Raw genomic sequence first — 17,605 nt, 5'->3', positions numbered from 1 at the left:
TTGCGACCGGCGAGGGGCAGCAGGCCCCCCTGCCCGGTCAGCGTGGCATCAGCCGCGGGTATTCGATTGCCGGGCAGCGGTTCTGCACCACGGCAATGCCGCGCGCCTCGGCCATCGCCGCCGCCTCGGCACTGGTTACGCCAAGTTGCATCCAGACCGTGCGCAGCTTCGGCAGATGCGCCAGCGCCTCGGCCACGACCTCGGGCACCGTTTCGGACCTGCGGAAGACATCGACCATGTCAACTTCCGCATCGGAAGGTATCGAGGCCAGATCGGCCCAGACCTTTTCACCCAGCAATTCCTGCCCGGCAAGTCCCGGATTCACCGGCACGATCCGGTAGCCGCGCGATTGCAGAAACCGGGCGACGCCATGCGAGGGGCGATCGGGATTGGCGGAAATACCCACCACGGCGATCACGCGGGTGCTGCCAAGGATTGTTCGGATAGCGGCGTCGGAAGGGTTCTGCATCGGTCAGCATCCAGATGAAAAAGCGCCCGAGCCAAAGCCCGGGCGCAAGTGACGGAACGAGGGACAGTAACGCGAGGCACGGCAGTTCCGGTGCCACGCCTCCTCACCCCAATATATGGATGCAGGGGGCCACTTTGAAGGCCCGGTGCGACAATTCGCGCAGTTGTGATCGCTAATGCGTGGTCGCGGCATAAAGCGCCACGGCGGCGGCGTTCGATACGTTGAGCGAGCCGAAGCCTGCGGCAAAGGGTATTCGAACCAGTGCATCGCAAGTGGCCTTGGTCTTGTCGCGCAGCCCCGGACCTTCGGCCCCAAGCACCAGCCCGATCGGTCTTGACCCCAATCCCGCGAGCGCGGCACCAAGCTCTGCCTCGGCCTCGCCGTCGAGACCCAGAAGCACAAAGCCCATGCCCTTCAGCGTTTCCATCGTCTCGGCAAGGTTGGTGACACGCAAATAGGGCTGCCGTTCCAGCGCGCCGCTTGCGGTTTTCGCCAGCGCGCCGGTTTCGGGTGCCGAATTGCGTAGCGGGGCGATCACCGCCCGGGCACCGAAGACCTCGGCAGAACGCAGCACCGCGCCAACGTTGTGCGGGTCCGTCACCCGGTCGAGCAGCACCACAAGCGGCGCGCCGCGTCCGTCAAGGCAGACGTCTTCCAGCGAACCCCAGTTGAGCGGTTTGACCTCGAGCGCTGCCCCCTGATGCACCGAGCCTTCGTCGATCGGCACGTCGAAACGCCGCGGATCGACGACTTCAGGCTCCACCCCCCCGGCGGCGACCGCCTCGCCCAGACGGTCGGCGGCATTCTTGGTCAGCACCAGCCGCAACTTCACCCGCGCCGGGTTCAAAAGCGCGTCGCGCACCGCGTGGAGGCCGAAAAGCCATACCGTTTCAGCCGCCGCCGCGCGCTTGCCACGCTCTTTCTCGATTACCCAATCAGGTTTTTTCATCGCCCGCTCTCCGCCCGGCCTCGCGCTTCTTCCTGCGCTGCCGGGTGGCCCCTTGGCAAGCCCGGCTCCGGCTTATTTCCAGCTTGACGCCCCTGCCCCCCCAAGCTATCCACCGCCGCGTTGGGCGACGAGCTGCAAGGTGCGGCAGCGGACTGTAACTCCGCCGGGGAGACCCACGCCTGGTTCGATTCCAGGGTCGCCCACCATGCCTGGCCGCAACGGCCGCGTGGTGGGCCAACGCCGCCGAAACCTTCAGGCAACCCCGCGTCCGGTCACACCTTGCGCGCATCCAGGCTGCCGAACTCACGTTCGAGCGCCGTGCGCAACTTTGTCGCCGCGCCGCTGACGGCAAGCTTCAAGGTCGCATCGTGATGGGTCACTGCAATCGGCCGCAGCCCCTCCGGGCGCGCTTCGAGCATGCAGCGCTTGTCCTTGCTGCCGCCCTTGTCGGCGTTTTCATCGCCCAGATGTGCCTCGATGCGGGTAATGCGCGCTGCAAAGTGACCGACGCGGGCGATCACCGCGTCCTGCACGAAACGGGCGACATCTTCGCGGCCCTGTATCGCCTTGTCGGTATTGATCTGGATGTGCATGGCAACCTCGCTCTGCCAGGCCCCGGGTAGCGGGCCCCTCGAATCTGATCTGGGCCTGCCCGGCCACGAGAACAAGGCGGCATCGTGCCCGCGCGACAAACCGCCGCCCCTGTCCTTGCCGCCTCAGTGCCTCTATACTCGCCGCACGAGGCTGGGTGCGAGTGTGGCAAGTGGCGGTAAAGAAGACGAAAGTGGTCCCCAATGTGGTCTGCGTTGCGCAGGCCGGGCGGCTTGAATATGAAGCGGTGCTGTTTGCGGCCTCCTTCGCCGCGGCCAATCCCGGTTTCAGCGGAAAACTGCTGGTGGCCGAGCCGCAGCCCGGACCGCGCTGGTCCATCGATCCGCGGATTTCGGCCCCGATCCGCGCGGCGCTTGAGGGTTTTGGTGCTGAAGTCCTGGCTTTTGAAAACCACGCCTTCGGGCAAGGCTACCCCTATGGCAACAAGATAGAAATGCTGGCTGCGCTGCCCCCCGGCCCGTTCGTGTTCTTCGATACCGACACGCTTTTCACCGCGCCGCTCGCGGGTGCGAGCTTCGATTTCGCGCGCCCCTCCGCCTCGATGCGGCGCGAAGGCACCTGGCCCGAGCCGCCGCTTTATGGCCCCGGCTACACCGAAATCTGGAAATCGCTTTACGACCGCTTCGGCCTCGACTTTGCCAGCTCGCTCGACCTCACCCAGCCCGACGAATACTGGGAGCGTTACCTTTACTTCAACGCCGGCTGGTTTTTTCATTCCGACCCGCAGGCCTTCGGCAAGCGCTTTCTCGACTACGCCGTCTCGATCCGCTCCGACCCGCCCGAAGCGCTGGCCAGCCAAAGCCTCGACCCCTGGCTCGATCAGGCGGCGCTGCCGCTGGTGATCCATGGCCTCGGCGGCGGCCGCCCCGGCCCCGGCCTTGCCGGGCTCGACGGCGCGATCAGTTGCCATTACCGCGCCCTGCCGCTGCTTTACGCGCGCGAAAGCGACCGCGTGGTGGAGGTGCTCGAAGCGGTGAGCGCGCCGAACCCGGTCAAACGGCTGCTGCGCGACTACGACCCGATCCGCAAGCTCGTCTATCAGGGCAAGGGGCAAAAACTGCGCGCTCTCTTTGACCGCGAAGCACTGCCACGGCGCGAACAGATGCTGCGCAACGCGATCAAGCGCGAAGGGCTGTGGTTGCGCTGACCCTGCCGCCTGCTTTTGCCAAAATATCCCCTGCGGAGCGCGCTGCGCGGGCAAGGGGAGCCTTCGGCGGAGATGGCGCCGCCGGGTAAAATCAGGAAAGCCGTTTCGCCGCAAGCGCCGCGTCAGGCGACGCAGGGCGGAACCGGCGCGCGCCGCAGACGAATGTTCCGGTTCGCCGCAAGTATTTGAGCCGTTTGGACTTGCCTGCGGCGTTGTGTGGCGGCAGGCGGCGCGCTAGGCTCTGCCAAACTTCAGGGAGCCACCGACAATGACCGATTATGCCTTCGACACATTGCAGATCCATGCCGGCGCTGCCCCCGATCCCGCCACCGGGGCGCGGCAGGTGCCGATCTACCAGACCACGGCCTATGTGTTCCGCGATGCGGACCACGCCGCCAAGCTCTTCAACCTGCAGGAGGTTGGCTATATCTACTCGCGGCTGACCAACCCGACCGTTTCCGCGCTGGCAAGCCGGGTGGCGGCGCTGGAGGGGGGGGCCGGTGCTGTCTGCTGTTCCTCCGGTCACGCGGCACAGATCATGGCGCTCTTTCCACTGATGGGGCCGGGCTGCAACGTGGTTGCCTCGACCCGGCTTTATGGCGGCACCATTCAGCAGTTTTCCAACACCATCCGCAAGTTCGGCTGGTCGGCGAAATTCGTCGATTTCGATGACCTCAAGGCGCTCGAAGCGGCGGTGGATGGCAACACTCGCGCGATCTTCTGCGAATCGATCTCGAACCCCGGCGGCTACATCACCGACCTGCCAGCCGTGGCTGCGGTGGCCGACAAGGCGGGCTTGCCGCTCATCGTCGATAACACGCTGGCCACCCCCTATCTGTGCCGCCCGATCGAGCAGGGCGCGACGCTGGTGGTGCATTCGGCAACCAAATACCTTACCGGCAACGGCACCGTCACCGGCGGCGTGATCGTCGACAGCGGCACATTCGACTGGTCGGCTTCGGGCAAGTTCCCAAGCCTTGCTGCGCCCGAACCTGCCTATCACGGGCTCAATTTCCATGCAGCCCTTGGTGCCATGGCCTTCACCTTCCATTCGATCGCGGTGGGCCTGCGCGACCTCGGCATGACGATGAACCCGCAGGGTGCGCATTACACGCTCCTGGGCATCGAGACGCTGAGCCTGCGGATGCAACGCCATGTGGAAAATGCGCAAAAGGTCGCCGCATGGCTGGAGCAAGACCCAAGGGTGGAATTCGTGACCTATGCGGGCCTGCCCTCGTCTCCGTGGTATGGCCGGGTGGCAAAGGTGACGCCAAAGGGGGCTGGCGCGATCTTCACCTTTTCGGTCAGGGGTGGCTATGACGCTTGCGTGAAGCTGGTCGACAACCTCAAGCTGTTCAGCCATGTCGCCAATCTTGGCGACACCCGCAGCCTGGTCATCCACTCGGCTTCGACCACGCACCGGCAGTTGACCGAAGCGCAGCAGGTGGCAGCGGGCGCGGCACCGAATGTGGTGCGCCTTTCGATCGGCATCGAGGACGCGGCCGATCTGATCGCCGATCTCGATCAGGCGCTGGCGGCGGCCACCGCCTGAACCGGAGCGACGCGGGGGCCTGCGCGCGCCCGCAACCGCGCCTATTGGATGATCTCGTAAACCACGGTGATCTGCGCCCCAAGGCTCAATTCGCCCGCAGCGATCGGCACCGGCGGGGCCGCCATTGGTGCCGCGCGAAGCGCCATCGGCTGCGGCGCATTGCCCGCCGCCGCTTCGGTGATCGTGACGATCCGCCCGAGGCTTACCCCGGCAGCCTCGGCGTAAAGCTCGGCGCGGGCGCGGGCGTCGGCCACCGCCGCCCGGCGCGCGGCATCAACCGCGCTGCGGTCATCCGCAAGGCCGAAGCTCAACCCGTTGAACTCATTGGCACCGGCAGCAAATGCGGCATCGATCACCACGCCGAGGCGGGCGAGATCGCGGACCCGCACGGTCACCATGTTATGCGCGTCATAGCCGAGCAGCCGCCCCTCGCCCTGATCGGAATAATCATAGCGCGGGCTTACCGAAAGCCCCGAGGTCTGAATGTCGCGCGGCGCGATGCCGTCGGCCGCGAGCTGCGCCAGCACCGCCGCAAGCGCGGTCGAGTTGGCCCCAAGCGCCTTCGCGGCGGTGGTGCCGCGGGTGGCAACGCCGAGCGACAGGCTGGCCATGTCAGGCACCGCTACCGCCTGACCTTCGCCGGTAACGGTCATCAGCGCCGGGGCGGTCTCGGAAGCGGCGGCAACGGGCAGAACGAGGCCGACAATGAGCACGGCAAGCGGCAGTAAACGCATGAACCTCTCCATCAACAACCGAGGCGCAAGTTTCGCCCGAAACGCGTGTGCGCACAAGGCATGCCGTCTTGGCGGCTTTTCTTGCGCGGGTTTCTGCCTTAACCTGAGGCGGGGCCCGTTTCTGCGGTTTCGGCCCCCGGTTGATTTGTGCTAGGGGCTTGGCATGAAACCCTCTTTCGCGCTCAATCTCACGCATGGCGGCATCGGCCTGTTGCATCGCACCGGTTCGGGCTGGCTGAGCGTGGGCGAGGTGCCGCTTGACGCGCCGGATCTGGCGCAGGCGCTGGCGACGCTCCGGCGCACCGCGCTGGGGCTGGTGCCGCAGGGCATCATCAGCAAAGTGGTAATTCCGGCCACGCAGGTGCTTTACCTTTCGATCGAGGCATCCGGCCCCGATGCGGCGCGGCGGCGCGCACAGATTGCAAAAGCGCTCGAGGGGCGCACCCCCTACCCGGTCGCCGATCTGGTGTTCGACTGGTCGGGCACCGGAAAGACAGTCCGTGTGGCGGTGGTGGCACGCGACACGCTTTCCGAGGCGGCAGCGTTTGCCGAGTTGCATCGTTTCAACCCGGTGAGCTTTGTGACCATTCCCGGCCCCGGCGATTTTGCGGGCGAGCCGTTCTTCGGTCTCACCCGCAGCGCGGCGCAATATTTGCCCGAAGGTGCGCGGCTTGACCGTGACCAGGATCCGATCCGGATTCTGGGCCTCGCCGCGCCGCGGCCGCAGAGCCAGGAGGCCGAGGTGGCTTTCGCAAGCGAAGCGGTGCCCGAGACCGAAGCGGAGGTGGCAGCACCCGCCAGCGGCAGCGGGGCGGAAGCCCGGCAGGCCGAGGGCCCGGAAACTGCTGCGGCGTCGGCGGAGCCAGCCGAGGCCGGGGCTCTGGTGGCGATGGTGCCAGAGGCGGCGGCGGTGCCCGAGATCGCGGCGGCGTTGCCGACACCCGAAGCGGCGACCGTTCCCGCCGGGCAGGGCCTCGCGCGGGCCGCCGGGCTGCTGCCCGACGCGGCGGCTTCAGACACTCCGGGTGGGGCGGGGCCCGAGCAGGCGCAACCCGCCGTCACGCAGCTGGCCAACGATGCGGCAACAACGGAACCGGTAGCAGCGGAACCCGCCGGACCCGAACCCAAGCCGGGGCGCAAGGGCCGGGGCAAGTCGGCAGCGAAAGCCCGCCCTGCGGTGGCCAGCGCGGGTCGTGCCCGCAAGCCCGGCTCCGGGAAAAAACGCGAGGCGGCCCAAACCGCCGCCAACGCCGAGGGCACGGGGCAGCTCCCCACTCTGGTCCTGCAAGAAACCCAGACCGCAGCCGCTTCCGATGTCGATGCGGCGGCGTCCGCTGCAGCGGAACCCCTGGCCGAGGTTGCGGCCTCTGCGACCGCGGACCTGCGCGCCGCCGACCCAACCGAACCCCAACCGTTGGCCGCAGATGCGGGCACACCCGCCGAAACGGGTTCGCTGCCCGCCGATGCCTCGACCGATACAGAAAGCGCCGCAAGCCCCGAGCCCGAGCCGGAAATCGCATCCGAAGCCGGGGCCGAGGCCGTCGCGGCTGCATCCGCAGCGCCGGATCCGCTCATGCCCGCGCCAGATGAGGCGGCTTCCCAGGCTGTCGCCGCCAGCGCCATGATTGAACCTTTCACCGCAACCCGCAATGACGTCAGAGAAACGCCAACAATGCCAAAGGGCTTGTCGGCGCGGCGCGATGCGCCAGCGGCACAGGCGGGCGCGATTTCCTTTCCCCGTGCCTTGGCGCTTGCACGCGCCGACACCCCGCAAGGGGCTGGCCAGCGACCTGCCACCAACGGCACCGGCTTGCTCGGGCGGCGCGCGGCGGGGGAGAAGGTGCCCGACCCGCGCCTGGCAAAGGCGGCGGGCACCGCGCCGCGCGGCGCGGCTTTGGCTGTGGCGGGGGCTGCCAGTTTGCGCCCGAAAGTCGAGATCAAGCCCCTGTTCCAAACCGAAGCGCCGCAACTTGGCGCGGCGCGGCGGCTGAATTTCGGGGCCACAGGTGCCGACATCGTGCCACCGCCCGCGGCTTCGACACCCACGCGCAGCCCCGGTTCCGCGGCGCGATTGCAGGCCTTGGCCGGGCGCGCCGCAGCTTCGGGTAGCACCGCCGGGCTGACACTCGCCCGCAAGCTTGCCGGCAAGACCGCCGCGACCGAGCCGGACCTGGCGGTAGCCGATGCGCCGCCGCAAGCGGCCGCTCCAACCGAAACGCCGCCCCGCGCCCCGGCGCGTACCAGCGTTTTCGGCGGCCCGATTGCGGCAGCGGCGCGCGGGCGGCCCAAACACCTCGGTCTGGCGCTTACCGCGGCGCTTGTGGTGTTCATGGCTATCGTGGTGCTCTGGTCGGTATTTCTTGGCACACCGGTACCCGATGTGCCATCCGCTGCCCCCGAAGCGCCCGTGACCACGCTTGCGGCACCGCCCGCTACTTCGCTGGCGGCATCTGGCGCGCCTCAGCTTCCCGATGCCGAGCCAGTCACAGGAATTTCGCCGCCGCTTGTCGAGTCAGTTGCATTGGCACCTGCCGCCGTCGCTGCCACCGCCGAAGCACCCTTCGCGGTGGCAATCCGCCCCCCGGCCACCGAAGCGGTCGCGATAGATCCCGTGCCCGCCGATGCCCCGACCCCGGATGTAGCGGCGGCACCCGACGTGGTGGAAATCGCAACGGCTGCGCCGCCTGCCGCAGCAGACCCGCCTGCACCCGCCGCCGAGCCGGTAGCCGAGCCGACAAACCTCGCCACCGCTGAACCGCTGCCGCCGCTGCCCACCACGCCCGGAGCGCCCGCCGAGCCCGAAGCGGCGGTGCCCCCGAGCATTGCAAGCGACGCGCAATTGCTTGCGACTGTCGATCCGGGTGCGCCGGAAGTCAGCGCATTGACCGCTGACAGCGGCGTCACCGCTGCGCTTCCCGCGCTTGCGCCGCTGCCTGCCTTCAGTTCGGCGCAGCTCGCGGCGATGGCGCGTGAGGCCAGCGCGGCTGCGGCGCAGGCACCTTTGCCAACCACGCCCGCCGCGCCAGCACCGGTTTCAGCCCCGCCGCTTCCGATCGTGTCGCTGCCGCCAAATGACGTGGCCGATACCGTAGCACCGCCGAGCCTCGCACCTGCGCCGGTCGCGGTCACCGATCCGGCCGCCACCGTGCCGCCTGCCGCTGGCGAGGTGCCGGGGGCCGGAGTACCGACGGTTGAAGGCACGGCCATGCCGGGTGGCTTCACGCTTTACGCCGGGCACCCCGAGGCGGCACCCGGCCCGCGCCCGACTGCGATCGAAGCTGCGGCACGGGTTGCGCGCGCGGCTGCGGACGCCGCCATTGCTGCCGAGGCGGCGGCGCTTGCCGCTGCCCGGCCGCAACCGCGTCCGCTGGGCCTCAACCCTGCCACAGCCCCCGCAACAGCCCCCGCAGGCACCCCCGAAGCACCGCAGACCGCCCCCGCCACGCCAAATCCGGCCGCGCTTCCGGCGGCACCGCAGACCGCCCCCGCCGCGCCCGCGGCGCAGGATCGCGGCCTGACCGACGCGGAACGGGCCGAGCTTGCAGCACTGGCCGCGCGCAAGCCCGCGCTGCGCCCGCAGGCGATTTCCGCCACCGCTGCGGCCGCCTCTGCCGCCCGCGTCGCCGAGGCGGAGCGTGTTGCTGCGGGCCTCGCCACGGCGACGCCGCAGGCGGTGGCGGCGGCACCCCGCCCGATTGTGCGCCCGCGCAGCATTTCGGCGGCGGCGACGCGCGCGCTCGATCAGGCACTAGCTGAAGCGATGGCGGCGCAGCCCGCTCCGGTCGCGAACGGCCAGCATATCGAGACCGGTGAGCCCGAAGCACCTGCCGTGGTATCCACCGGGGCCACCCCCACGTCGGTCGCACAGCAGGCAACGCAAACCGGGGCGATCAATCTGAGCGAACTGACCCTGGTCGGGCTTTTTGGGGCGGCAGGGGCACGGCGGGCATTGCTGCGCCTGCCTTCAGGGCGCTTCCAGACTGTCGAGGTCGGCGACCGGGTCGATGGCGGGCAGGTCGTGGCAATCTCGGAAACGCAGATGAGCTACGTCAAGGGCAGCAACACCATCACGCTTAAGCTTCTGCAAAGCAACTGAGAGCAAATCTCTGCGCTGCAAAGGTTTTTTTGAGGACCTTGCGGCTTGCGTGCCACGCTGCTTGCGCTAGCTTTGAAGGGTGCACGCGATACAGGGCGCGTTGCCCGCCCGGCCAATGCAGGGGACCATGGACGCCTTCTTGTTTCAAGCCAGCCTTTATCTGATTGCCATGGTCGTGGCGGTGCCGGTTGCGGCACGTCTCGGGCTTGGTTCGGTGCTGGGCTACCTGCTGATCGGGCTTTTGATCGGCCCGGTCACCGGGCTTGTCGGCAGTGAAATGCGCGACCTTCAGCACATTGCCGAGTTCGGCGTGGTGATGATGCTGTTTCTGATCGGGCTGGAGCTTGATCCGCGCGCACTTTGGGCGATGCGGGGAAAGTTGATCGGGCTTGGCGGGTTGCAGGTGCTGGGGACAATGGCGCTGATCACGGCGCTGCTTGTTGCTACCGGGCAGGAATGGCGCGTGTCGCTGGCACTGGGAATGATCTTCTCGCTCTCCTCTACCGCAATCGTGCTGCAAACCATGACGGAAAAGCGGCTGATGCAGACCGCGGGCGGGCGGGCCAGTTTTGCGGTGCTGCTCACGCAGGATATTGCCGTCATTCCGATGCTGGCGCTGATGCCGCTTTTGGCGCTGCCCGGCGCGCGGGCGGTGGCGCAGGCAGATAACGGCAGCGGCGCGGTCGGTGATTTCCTGCAAAGCTTGCCCGCCTGGGGCGCGGCGCTGACCACCTTTGGCGCTGTGGCTGCGGTCATACTGGGCGGTCACTATCTGATTCGGCCATTGTTTCGCTATGTGCACGCCGCCAAACTGCGCGAGATCAACACGGCGATGGCGCTGATGATCGTCATGGTCATCGCCTCGATGATGACTCTGGTGGGGCTTTCACCGGCACTTGGCACCTTTCTGGCGGGTGTGGTGCTGGCTAACAGCGAGTTCAAGCACGAATTGGAAAGCAGCATCGAGCCGTTCAAGGGCCTGCTTCTTGGCATGTTCTTCATCACCGTTGGTGCCGGCATGAACTTTGCTCCGCTGATTACCAACCCGCCGAATATCATCGGGCTGGTGCTGGCACTGGTGGGCCTGAAGGCGGGGCTGCTCTATGCGCTCGGGCGGGCTTACGGCCTTTTCGGGCGCGACCGCTGGCTGTTCACGCTGGGTCTGGCGCAGGCAGGCGAGTTTGGTTTTGTGCTGGTCTCCTTCGCGCTTGGGCAGCGCATTCTGCCCGAGGCGCTGGCGCAAAAGGTGTTGCTGATCGTGGCGCTGTCGATGCTGATAACGCCGGTGCTGTTCATCCTGCTTGACCGGCTTGGGCCGGGGCAAAAGCCCGGCCTGGAAACCGCCCCCGACGCGATCGACGACCCGCGCCAGATCATCATCGCCGGGGTCGGTCGCTTTGGTCAGGGCGTCAACCGCATGGTCACGATGTCGGGCTTCAAGACCACGGTTCTCGACAACGACCTGAAAACGATCCAGCTCATGCGCAAATTCGGTTTCAAGGCCTATTTCGGCGATCCGACCCGGCCTGACCTTTTAAGCTCGGCCGGGCTGCAAAACGCCAGCGTGCTGGTGATCTGCCTTGACGATTACGCCGCCAGCACCCGGCTTGTGGCCTATGCACGCAGGGTGCGGCCCGATCTGCACATTGTCGCGCGCGCCCGGGACCGGGTGCATGTGTTCGAGCTGGTCCGGGCGGGGGCGAATGACGTGGTGCGCGAATTGTTCGACAGCTCATTGCGGGCCGCGCGGTATGTGCTTGAAAACGTGGGTCTTTCAGAGTTTGAAGCCGCCGAGGCGCAGCGCATTTTCTATAAACTCGACCGCGAAGGCCTGCGCGATCTGGCGCGGGTTTGGAAACCGGGGGTGCCGGTCGAAAACAATTCCGAATACATGGAACTGAGCCGCGCGCAAAACCGGGATCTGGAAAATGCTTTGATGACGCGCGAGAAATCGGCGCAAACGACCACGTCAGGCAGCCCTCACGAACCGACATGATCACGCTTGCGTGCGCATGATCACAATCATATGACCGCCAGGTCGCTTGGGCTATGGCAGGTAACATCTTGGCAGGAGAGTTGCATATGGCGCGCGTTTTCGATTTCGGCGAAGTGGTCGAGGGTTACCCGATCCGGGTGGTGAACGAACGCGAGGCGCGCGCCGGGGCGGGCATTTTGCTGCTCTTTGGTCTCATTGCCTTTTCGCAGGCATTCCTCAACGGCTCTTTTGCCATGACGCGCATGGTGATTTTGGTATTCGCCGTCGATTTCGCGCTGCGGGTGCTGGTCAACCCGCGCTTTGCGCCCAGCCTGATCCTCGGGCGCTACATGGTGCGCAAGCAGGCGCCCGACTATGTGGGGGCGGCGCAGAAACGCTTTGCCTGGGGGCTGGGGCTGGCGATTGCGCTGTTCATGATCGTCTGGAACCTGGTGTTGAACCAAGCCGGACCGGTGGCGATGCTGGGCTGCGTCACTTGCATCCTCTTGCTTTTCTTCGAAACCTCGTTCGGCATCTGCGTCGGCTGCGCCATCTACAACTGGATCTGGCCTGGTCAGGCACAGCTTTGCCCCGGTGGGGTTTGTGAGGTGCCCGCCGAACGGCCCTCGATTACCCGCCTCGGTTGGGCGCAGGGCGCGGTGGTGCTGGCCACTCTGGCGGCGATCATCGTGGTGTCGCCGGTGGTGGCGGGTATGCAAGGCCCGCGCTACATGGGGCCGGGCGCTGCGACGCAAGCCTTGGTCACTGCTGAGGGCGTGGTGGTGGCAGCGGGCGATTGCGAGGTGCCCGCCTTCGCCAAGGCGCTCGGCCATGCGGAGGAATGGAAACTGCACAACGGCTGCTGACAGCTTATCGCCGCCGCGCCAGTTCGCGGTAAAGCGCTTCGCGGCTGACCCCCAGTTCGGCCGCGATGTCTTGCCAGCAGCCACGTTCGGGCAGTTTGCGATGTTCACCCAGCCACGCGTCGAGCCGTTCGGCGACGGTGCGCAAACTGCGCAGTTCGGCGCGCAGGCGCGCGGCCTGCACCGCCTGCGCCAGCCCCGCCGCCCAGGCAGTCGCGGCCCCGGGGTCGGCGGCCAGCCTGGCATGAAACTCGGTCACCGGCAGTATGGCGCAACGCGCGCCTTGCGCCCCCGCCGCGGCATCACAGTGATAGGCGGGTGAATAGGCCGAGGCTTCGGAAACCACCACCCCGGCATGTGCCTGCTGCAACAGAATGCGGGTGCCCGCGTGGGTCACCCGTTCGAGGAGCACCGAGCCTGCGCGCACCAGATGCATCTGGCGCACGGCATCGGCGGTGCGAAACAGCGCCTCACCCGGTGCCACGACGCGTTCGGGCGCGCCACCAAAAATCCGTTGAAAACCCGTTTGCACCGAAACTGCCCTCCGTCGGCCATACCGCCGCATGGCAAAGGCCGCGACCCTGCAGCCGCGGCCCTGATCGCGTCATGCCGAAATCTCAGGCGGCGCGGGTAACCAGAACATCGCCGACGCGCTTGGCGGCACCGCGTTCATCGGTGCCGGATACCGCCGCCACTTCGCGGGTAAGCCGTTCCAGCGCCGCTTCGTAAAGCTGGCGCTCGGAATAGCTCTGTTCGCGTTGATCGTCGTTGCGGTGCAGATCGCGCACCACTTCGGCAATTGAAAGCAGATCGCCGGAATTGATCTTCTGCTCATATTCCTGCGCGCGGCGCGACCACATGGCGCGCTTGACCTTGGCCTTGCCCTTCAGCGTTTCAAGCGCCTTTGTCACCACGTCGGGCGAGGAAAGCGAGCGCATGCCGATATCGAGCGCCTTGTGCGTGGGCACCCGCAGCGTCATCTTGTCTTTTTCGAACGAGATCACGAACAGTTCCAGCCGCAACCCCGCAATCTCCTGCTCTTCGATCGAGATGATCTTGCCGACACCGTGGGCGGGGTACACAACGAACTCATCCGGGTGAAAATCGTTCCGTTTGTTTTTTGTCATTCAGGCACTTCCTTGCAGCGGGCGGCGCAATCCCTGGCCTTTGCACAACAAAACCGCACGGCGGCAAACGCCTTCCGGGCACGGCCTGATTGCGACGGGGTTTGCCCACAGACGAGCAGTTCTGCGGGGGGTTGTCGGTCCATGTTTCCTTGTAACAGGAATGTAGCACAAAATTCACACGAATCAAAGCGCCGCGCTGCGGCAAGGCGCAGAATCGAACGTTAGCAATTGCTTGTAGGTCGGCGCGCGATTCGGCAAAGGGCAATCTGCGCGAATCGGTGGCTCAGTCGCCGCTGCCCGGCTTCGGGCTGAAGAATTTTTCAAGTTTGCCAGTCTCGCCGTCATGCGCCTCGGCGTCAGGCATCGGGTCCTTGCGCTTGGTGATGACCGGCCAGAGATCGGCATATTTGCGGTTGAACTCGACCCATTTTTCCATCTGCGGTTCGGTGTCGGGGCGGATCGCATCGGCGGGGCATTCGGGTTCGCACACGCCGCAATCGATGCATTCGTCGGGGTGGATCACCAGCGTATTCTCGCCCTCGTAAAAGCAGTCCACCGGACAGACCTCAACGCAATCCGTGTATTTGCACAAGATGCAGTTGTCGGTGACGATATAGGTCATTTGGCACCCCCGCGGATGATCGTTAGGCCGTTACCTAGCCGCGCCGGTCAGATCAATCAAGCGGGTCTTGCCGGGTGGCACTAAACGTGATTTCCTGATACAGCATTTCCGCCTCAGGGGCCGGGCCGCGTCGGGTTCCGCAGCCGACCACCCGCAGCACCCGCACCCCGCCAGAAAGCCGCAGCGTCAGCACATCGCCCGGGCCGATGGCGCGCCCCGGTTTGTCACCACGCTGGCCGTTGATGCGCACATGCCCGGCGCTGACCAATGCCTGCGCCAGCGCGCGGGTTTTTGCCAGCCGCGCCTGCCAGAGCCATTTGTCGAGCCGGATCCGGGCGGCTTCGCCCGGTGCCTCGGTCATTTCTGATCGCGCAGCTTTGCCAGAATCGCGAAGGGGCTGTCGGGGTCATATTTGCCTTCGCGCGGCGGGTGCGCCTCATAGACACGCGGGCCCTCGTCGCGGCGCGGTGCGGGCTTGCCGCCACGGCCCTCGTAAGGCTTGCCGCCGGATTTGCCATCCTGGCGCGACCCGCCCGCTGGTTTGCGCTCGTTGCGGGCCTCGCCCTCGGGTCGGCGTTCGCGCGGACCATCGCCTGACGGCTTGCCGCCTTGCGGGCGCTCGCGCGGCGGTCTGCCGGTTTGTGCCGCCTCGGCTTCGCCCGGAGCCCCGCCCTGGTTGCGGCGCTGACCTTCCGGCCGCCGTGATCGCGGCGGGCGGGCATCTGCGGCGCCCTCGGCGGGGGGGGGGGCTGGGGCCGCTGCTCCGGGTTGGCCTTCTGCACCCGGCAGGGTGGGCGCGCGCGCGCCCTGCGGGCGATTGCTACGGCCACGGGCTTCGCCGCGTGGCTGGCCGCCGTCGCGGGGGGGCTGGTGCTCGGGGCGCTGATGGCGCGGGCGTGGGGCCCAGGCAAAGGTGTAGAACACCTCCATTTCGGGCGCGGCAGGCTCGGCGCTCGCCTCGGCCTCGCTATCGGCAGGCGCGGCTTCGGCCACTGCCAGAAGCGAAACCTCCTCGGGGATCGGGTTGCCCGAGGGGTCGGGTTCGGGCAGCACCACCGCCGGTGCGGCAGGCTTGGTCTTGACCCGCTCGCCCTTTTCGGCGTGATAGCCCAGACCTTCCATCAGATGCGCAAACTGTTCCAGCGTCATGCCGGTGATCGAGAGCATCTCGGCTGCCGCCTCGAACCCTGCCTTGCTGTCTTGCCCGCGCAGAATATCGGCCAGCCGTTCCAGCATGTCGATCCGGATCGCCCTTGCGCCAGCCGGGTGGTAGCCCGCCAGCGTATAGTCGCTCCGCGGCAGTTCGGGCAGGAACGGGATTGTCACCAGACCCGGCGGCGGGCTTTCGGGAAAGGTCTCGAGCCCGGCCCAGAGCGACGCGAGCACCAGCCGAAGCCGCGTCACGGCGGGCTTGAGCAGCGCTTGCTGAAAGATCGTGTACTGGCCAAACCGCACGCCATGCTTGCGCAACGCGCCGCGGGCCTCCTGGTCAAGCTCCTTGACCACGGCCGCGACGCCTTCGCGCGGCAAGACCCCGAGCGCCTCGGAAAGGCGGAAGGCAAAACCGCGCGCCAGCCCGGCAAGCGCCTCGTCGCGGCCCATCGCCAGCAGCGGCTCGAACAGGGTTGCCACCTTGCGGTCGATGAAATGCTGCAGGCGGCGGCGCACCTTTTCCGCCACCTCTTCGCCCGCTTCCTCATCGACAAAGGCCTCGACGACCGGGCGCAGTACATCGGCACCCTTGACAAGCTTGCCCACCGCAAGCGCGCCCCACATCAGGCCGCCCTGTTCGGTGAAATCCATCTCGGTGTCGGGGGCGTTGTAAAAACGATCAGCGCGCAGGTGGAACTCGGGTCGCAGCGATTCATAGGCCGCGCGCGCCAGCATCCGCGCTTCGTCGCTTGACGATGTTGCGTCCTGGCGGAAACGGAAACCCTCCAGTCGCCCGGCGAACTCGCCTTCCACGCTGACGTCGCCCTTTTCATTCACCTCGGCCACGAGGGTCTCCTTTTGATTGAGCCGGCGCAGCAAAACCGATGTGCGCCGGTCCACAAAGCGTTGCGTCAGCGCGGTGTGAAGCGCATCCGACAACCGGTCTTCTACAGCGCGCGTCTCGCCCCGCCAATGGCTTTCATCATGCACCCAACCCCTGCGCTGCGCTACATAAGTCCAGGTGCGGATGAAGGCGAGGCGTTTGGACAGCGCGTCAATATCGCCCTCGGTCTTGTCGATCCGCGCAATCTGCCCGGCAAGCCAGTCCGAAGGCACATGACCGGGGTCTTGCAAGAAACCGTGGATGCGCGCCAGAAGCATGGCATGTTCGGTGCCCGAGACCGAGCGGAAATCGGGAATGCGGCAGACATCCCAAAGCAGGCGCAGGTCGCTGGGGTGCACGAGGCGGCTGCGCACTTCTGGCACTTCAATCAACGTTTTCAAAGCAATAACATCGTCAGCCTCGCGCCCGCGCTGAAGCCACTCGTTGCTGGGCGCGACCTCGAGCGAGCCGATCAGCCGCGCGATCGAGCCAAATTCAAGCGCCGGATTGCGCCATTGCAGGCGCTGGATCGGTGCAAAGCGGTGATTCTCCACCGCCGCAACCAGCCCCTCGTCAAAGGGCCGCGCCTCGCCGGTCACGCCAAAGGTGCCCGCCTGCGTGTGCCGCCCGGCGCGACCGGCGATCTGGCCAATTTCATGCGGGAACAAATGCCGCATGCGGCGGCCGTCGAATTTTGACGTGGCGGAAAACGCCACGTGGCCGATATCAAGGTTCAGCCCCATGCCGATTGCATCGGTGGCGACGAGGTAGTCAACCTCGCCATTCTGGTACATCGCCACCTGCGCGTTGCGCGTGCGGGGGCTCAGCGCGCCCATGACCACCGCGCAGCCGCCCTTCTGTCGGCGCACCAGTTCCGCCACGGCATAAACGTTTTCAACCGAAAACCCGACGATGGCGCTTCGCGGCGGCATCCGGGAGGTCTTTTTCGACCCCGCCCAGGTCAGTGTCGAAAACCTTTCGCGGCGGGAAAACTGCACACCCGGAACCAGCGCCGCGATTGCGCCGCGCATCACATCGGAGCCGAGGAACATGGTTTCGAGCAGCCCCCGGGCATTGAGCAACCGGTCGGTGAAGATATGGCCCCGGTCTGGGTCGCCGCAAAGCTGGATCTCGTCCACCGCGACGAAATCGGCACCAATCTCGGTCGGCATCGCCTCGACGGTGCAGACCCAATAAGCCACCCGCTCGGGCACGATGCGCTCTTCACCGGTAATGAGCGCCACCACCGATGGCCCGCGCGCCTTCACGATCCGGTCATAGACCTCGCGCGCGAGCAGCCTGAGCGGCAACCCGATGACGCCGGTGCGATGCGCCAGCATCCGGTCGATCGCGTAATGCGTCTTGCCGGTATTCGTCGGTCCCAGAACCGCCGTGATCCGCGCCGCAGCCATAGCCGTTTTCCC

General features: G+C 66.6%; 14 protein-coding genes and 1 tRNA gene. 6 read left to right on the top strand and 9 right to left on the bottom strand.

The annotated features are described in order from the left end of the window. Positions 1-37: 37 nt before the first annotated feature. Positions 38-469, bottom strand: a complete 432-nt coding sequence (locus Q8J98_RS04390; RefSeq protein ID WP_305185004.1) for a CoA-binding protein — start codon at positions 467-469, stop codon at positions 38-40. 172 nt (positions 470-641) lie between these two features. After that, the gene (gene rlmB / locus Q8J98_RS04385; protein WP_305293306.1) at positions 642-1,418 is read right to left on the bottom strand and encodes a 23S rRNA (guanosine(2251)-2'-O)-methyltransferase RlmB; all 777 of its coding nucleotides are present in this window, start codon (positions 1,416-1,418) and stop codon (positions 642-644) included. 122 nt (positions 1,419-1,540) lie between these two features. Between rlmB and Q8J98_RS04380 the strand changes: the two genes are divergently transcribed. Continuing rightward, positions 1,541-1,624, top strand: a tRNA-Tyr gene (locus Q8J98_RS04380). Positions 1,625-1,690: 66 nt separating this feature from the next. Here the strand turns inward: Q8J98_RS04380 and Q8J98_RS04375 are convergent. Further along, entirely contained in the window at positions 1,691-2,011 is a 321-nt protein-coding gene (locus tag Q8J98_RS04375; RefSeq protein ID WP_305185006.1) for an HPF/RaiA family ribosome-associated protein, read from the bottom strand. Positions 2,012-2,202: 191 nt separating this feature from the next. Between Q8J98_RS04375 and Q8J98_RS04370 the strand changes: the two genes are divergently transcribed. Both Q8J98_RS04370 and Q8J98_RS04365 read left to right on the top strand, forming a co-directional pair. After that, entirely contained in the window at positions 2,203-3,177 is a 975-nt protein-coding gene (locus tag Q8J98_RS04370; RefSeq protein ID WP_305293305.1) for a hypothetical protein, read from the top strand. Between the two features lie 268 nt (positions 3,178-3,445). Continuing rightward, on the top strand, positions 3,446-4,729 hold the full coding sequence (locus Q8J98_RS04365; protein WP_305293304.1) for an O-acetylhomoserine aminocarboxypropyltransferase/cysteine synthase family protein: 1,284 nt from the start codon (positions 3,446-3,448) through the stop codon (positions 4,727-4,729). 41 nt (positions 4,730-4,770) lie between these two features. Here Q8J98_RS04365 and Q8J98_RS04360 read toward each other — a convergent pair whose 3' ends face one another. Then, complete coding sequence (locus Q8J98_RS04360; protein ID WP_305293303.1) at positions 4,771-5,463, bottom strand: SIMPL domain-containing protein; 693 nt, start codon at positions 5,461-5,463, stop codon at positions 4,771-4,773. Between the two features lie 163 nt (positions 5,464-5,626). Between Q8J98_RS04360 and Q8J98_RS04355 the strand changes: the two genes are divergently transcribed. The 3 genes from Q8J98_RS04355 to Q8J98_RS04345 all read left to right on the top strand — a co-directional run bounded on the left by Q8J98_RS04355 (position 5,627) and on the right by Q8J98_RS04345 (position 12,400). Then, positions 5,627-9,559, top strand: a complete 3,933-nt coding sequence (locus tag Q8J98_RS04355; RefSeq protein WP_305293302.1) for a hypothetical protein — start codon at positions 5,627-5,629, stop codon at positions 9,557-9,559. A gap of 127 nt (positions 9,560-9,686) precedes the next feature. After that, entirely contained in the window at positions 9,687-11,555 is a 1,869-nt protein-coding gene (locus Q8J98_RS04350) for a cation:proton antiporter (RefSeq protein WP_305293301.1), read from the top strand. A gap of 86 nt (positions 11,556-11,641) precedes the next feature. After that, on the top strand, positions 11,642-12,400 hold the full coding sequence (locus Q8J98_RS04345) for a DUF4395 domain-containing protein (RefSeq protein ID WP_305293300.1): 759 nt from the start codon (positions 11,642-11,644) through the stop codon (positions 12,398-12,400). A 4-nt stretch (positions 12,401-12,404) separates the two neighbouring features. Here Q8J98_RS04345 and Q8J98_RS04340 read toward each other — a convergent pair whose 3' ends face one another. From Q8J98_RS04340 to Q8J98_RS04320, 5 genes are all read right to left on the bottom strand, one after another. Further along, complete coding sequence (locus tag Q8J98_RS04340) at positions 12,405-12,929, bottom strand: Crp/Fnr family transcriptional regulator (protein WP_305293299.1); 525 nt, start codon at positions 12,927-12,929, stop codon at positions 12,405-12,407. A gap of 85 nt (positions 12,930-13,014) precedes the next feature. Next, complete coding sequence (locus Q8J98_RS04335) at positions 13,015-13,524, bottom strand: CarD family transcriptional regulator (protein WP_305293298.1); 510 nt, start codon at positions 13,522-13,524, stop codon at positions 13,015-13,017. Positions 13,525-13,807: 283 nt separating this feature from the next. Further along, positions 13,808-14,146, bottom strand: coding sequence for a ferredoxin FdxA (fdxA, locus tag Q8J98_RS04330; RefSeq protein ID WP_305293297.1), 339 nt, complete (start codon positions 14,144-14,146; stop codon positions 13,808-13,810). Between the two features lie 52 nt (positions 14,147-14,198). Next, the gene (locus tag Q8J98_RS04325; protein ID WP_305293296.1) at positions 14,199-14,507 is read right to left on the bottom strand and encodes an RNA-binding S4 domain-containing protein; all 309 of its coding nucleotides are present in this window, start codon (positions 14,505-14,507) and stop codon (positions 14,199-14,201) included. Then, positions 14,504-17,593: a helicase-related protein gene (locus Q8J98_RS04320; protein WP_305293295.1), complete on the bottom strand. Its 3,090-nt coding sequence runs from the start codon at positions 17,591-17,593 to the stop codon at positions 14,504-14,506. The genes Q8J98_RS04325 and Q8J98_RS04320 overlap by 4 nt, the downstream gene beginning before the upstream one ends. Between the last annotated feature and the right edge of the window lie 12 nt (positions 17,594-17,605).

The organism is Phaeovulum sp., from assembly GCF_030684035.1.
Lineage (GTDB): Bacteria > Pseudomonadota > Alphaproteobacteria > Rhodobacterales > Rhodobacteraceae > UBA6213.
This window is presented reverse-complemented; position numbering and strand designations above follow the sequence as displayed.

Excerpts from the sequence above, each read along its gene's own strand:
- Q8J98_RS04345 (WP_305293300.1), top strand. The coding sequence starts at position 11,642 with ATGGCGCGCGTTTTCGATTTCGGCGAAGTGGTCGAGGGTTACCCGATC.
- Q8J98_RS04320 (WP_305293295.1), bottom strand. The coding sequence starts at position 17,593 with ATGGCTGCGGCGCGGATCACGGCGGTTCTGGGACCGACGAATACCGGC.
- Q8J98_RS04365 (WP_305293304.1), top strand. The coding sequence starts at position 3,446 with ATGACCGATTATGCCTTCGACACATTGCAGATCCATGCCGGCGCTGCC.
- Q8J98_RS04390 (WP_305185004.1), bottom strand. The coding sequence starts at position 469 with ATGCAGAACCCTTCCGACGCCGCTATCCGAACAATCCTTGGCAGCACC.
- Q8J98_RS04360 (WP_305293303.1), bottom strand. The coding sequence starts at position 5,463 with ATGCGTTTACTGCCGCTTGCCGTGCTCATTGTCGGCCTCGTTCTGCCC.
- fdxA (WP_305293297.1), bottom strand. The coding sequence starts at position 14,146 with ATGACCTATATCGTCACCGACAACTGCATCTTGTGCAAATACACGGAT.
- Q8J98_RS04350 (WP_305293301.1), top strand. The coding sequence starts at position 9,687 with ATGGACGCCTTCTTGTTTCAAGCCAGCCTTTATCTGATTGCCATGGTC.
- Q8J98_RS04325 (WP_305293296.1), bottom strand. The coding sequence starts at position 14,507 with ATGACCGAGGCACCGGGCGAAGCCGCCCGGATCCGGCTCGACAAATGG.
- rlmB (WP_305293306.1), bottom strand. The coding sequence starts at position 1,418 with ATGAAAAAACCTGATTGGGTAATCGAGAAAGAGCGTGGCAAGCGCGCG.
- Q8J98_RS04355 (WP_305293302.1), top strand. The coding sequence starts at position 5,627 with ATGAAACCCTCTTTCGCGCTCAATCTCACGCATGGCGGCATCGGCCTG.
- Q8J98_RS04335 (WP_305293298.1), bottom strand. The coding sequence starts at position 13,524 with ATGACAAAAAACAAACGGAACGATTTTCACCCGGATGAGTTCGTTGTG.
- Q8J98_RS04375 (WP_305185006.1), bottom strand. The coding sequence starts at position 2,011 with ATGCACATCCAGATCAATACCGACAAGGCGATACAGGGCCGCGAAGAT.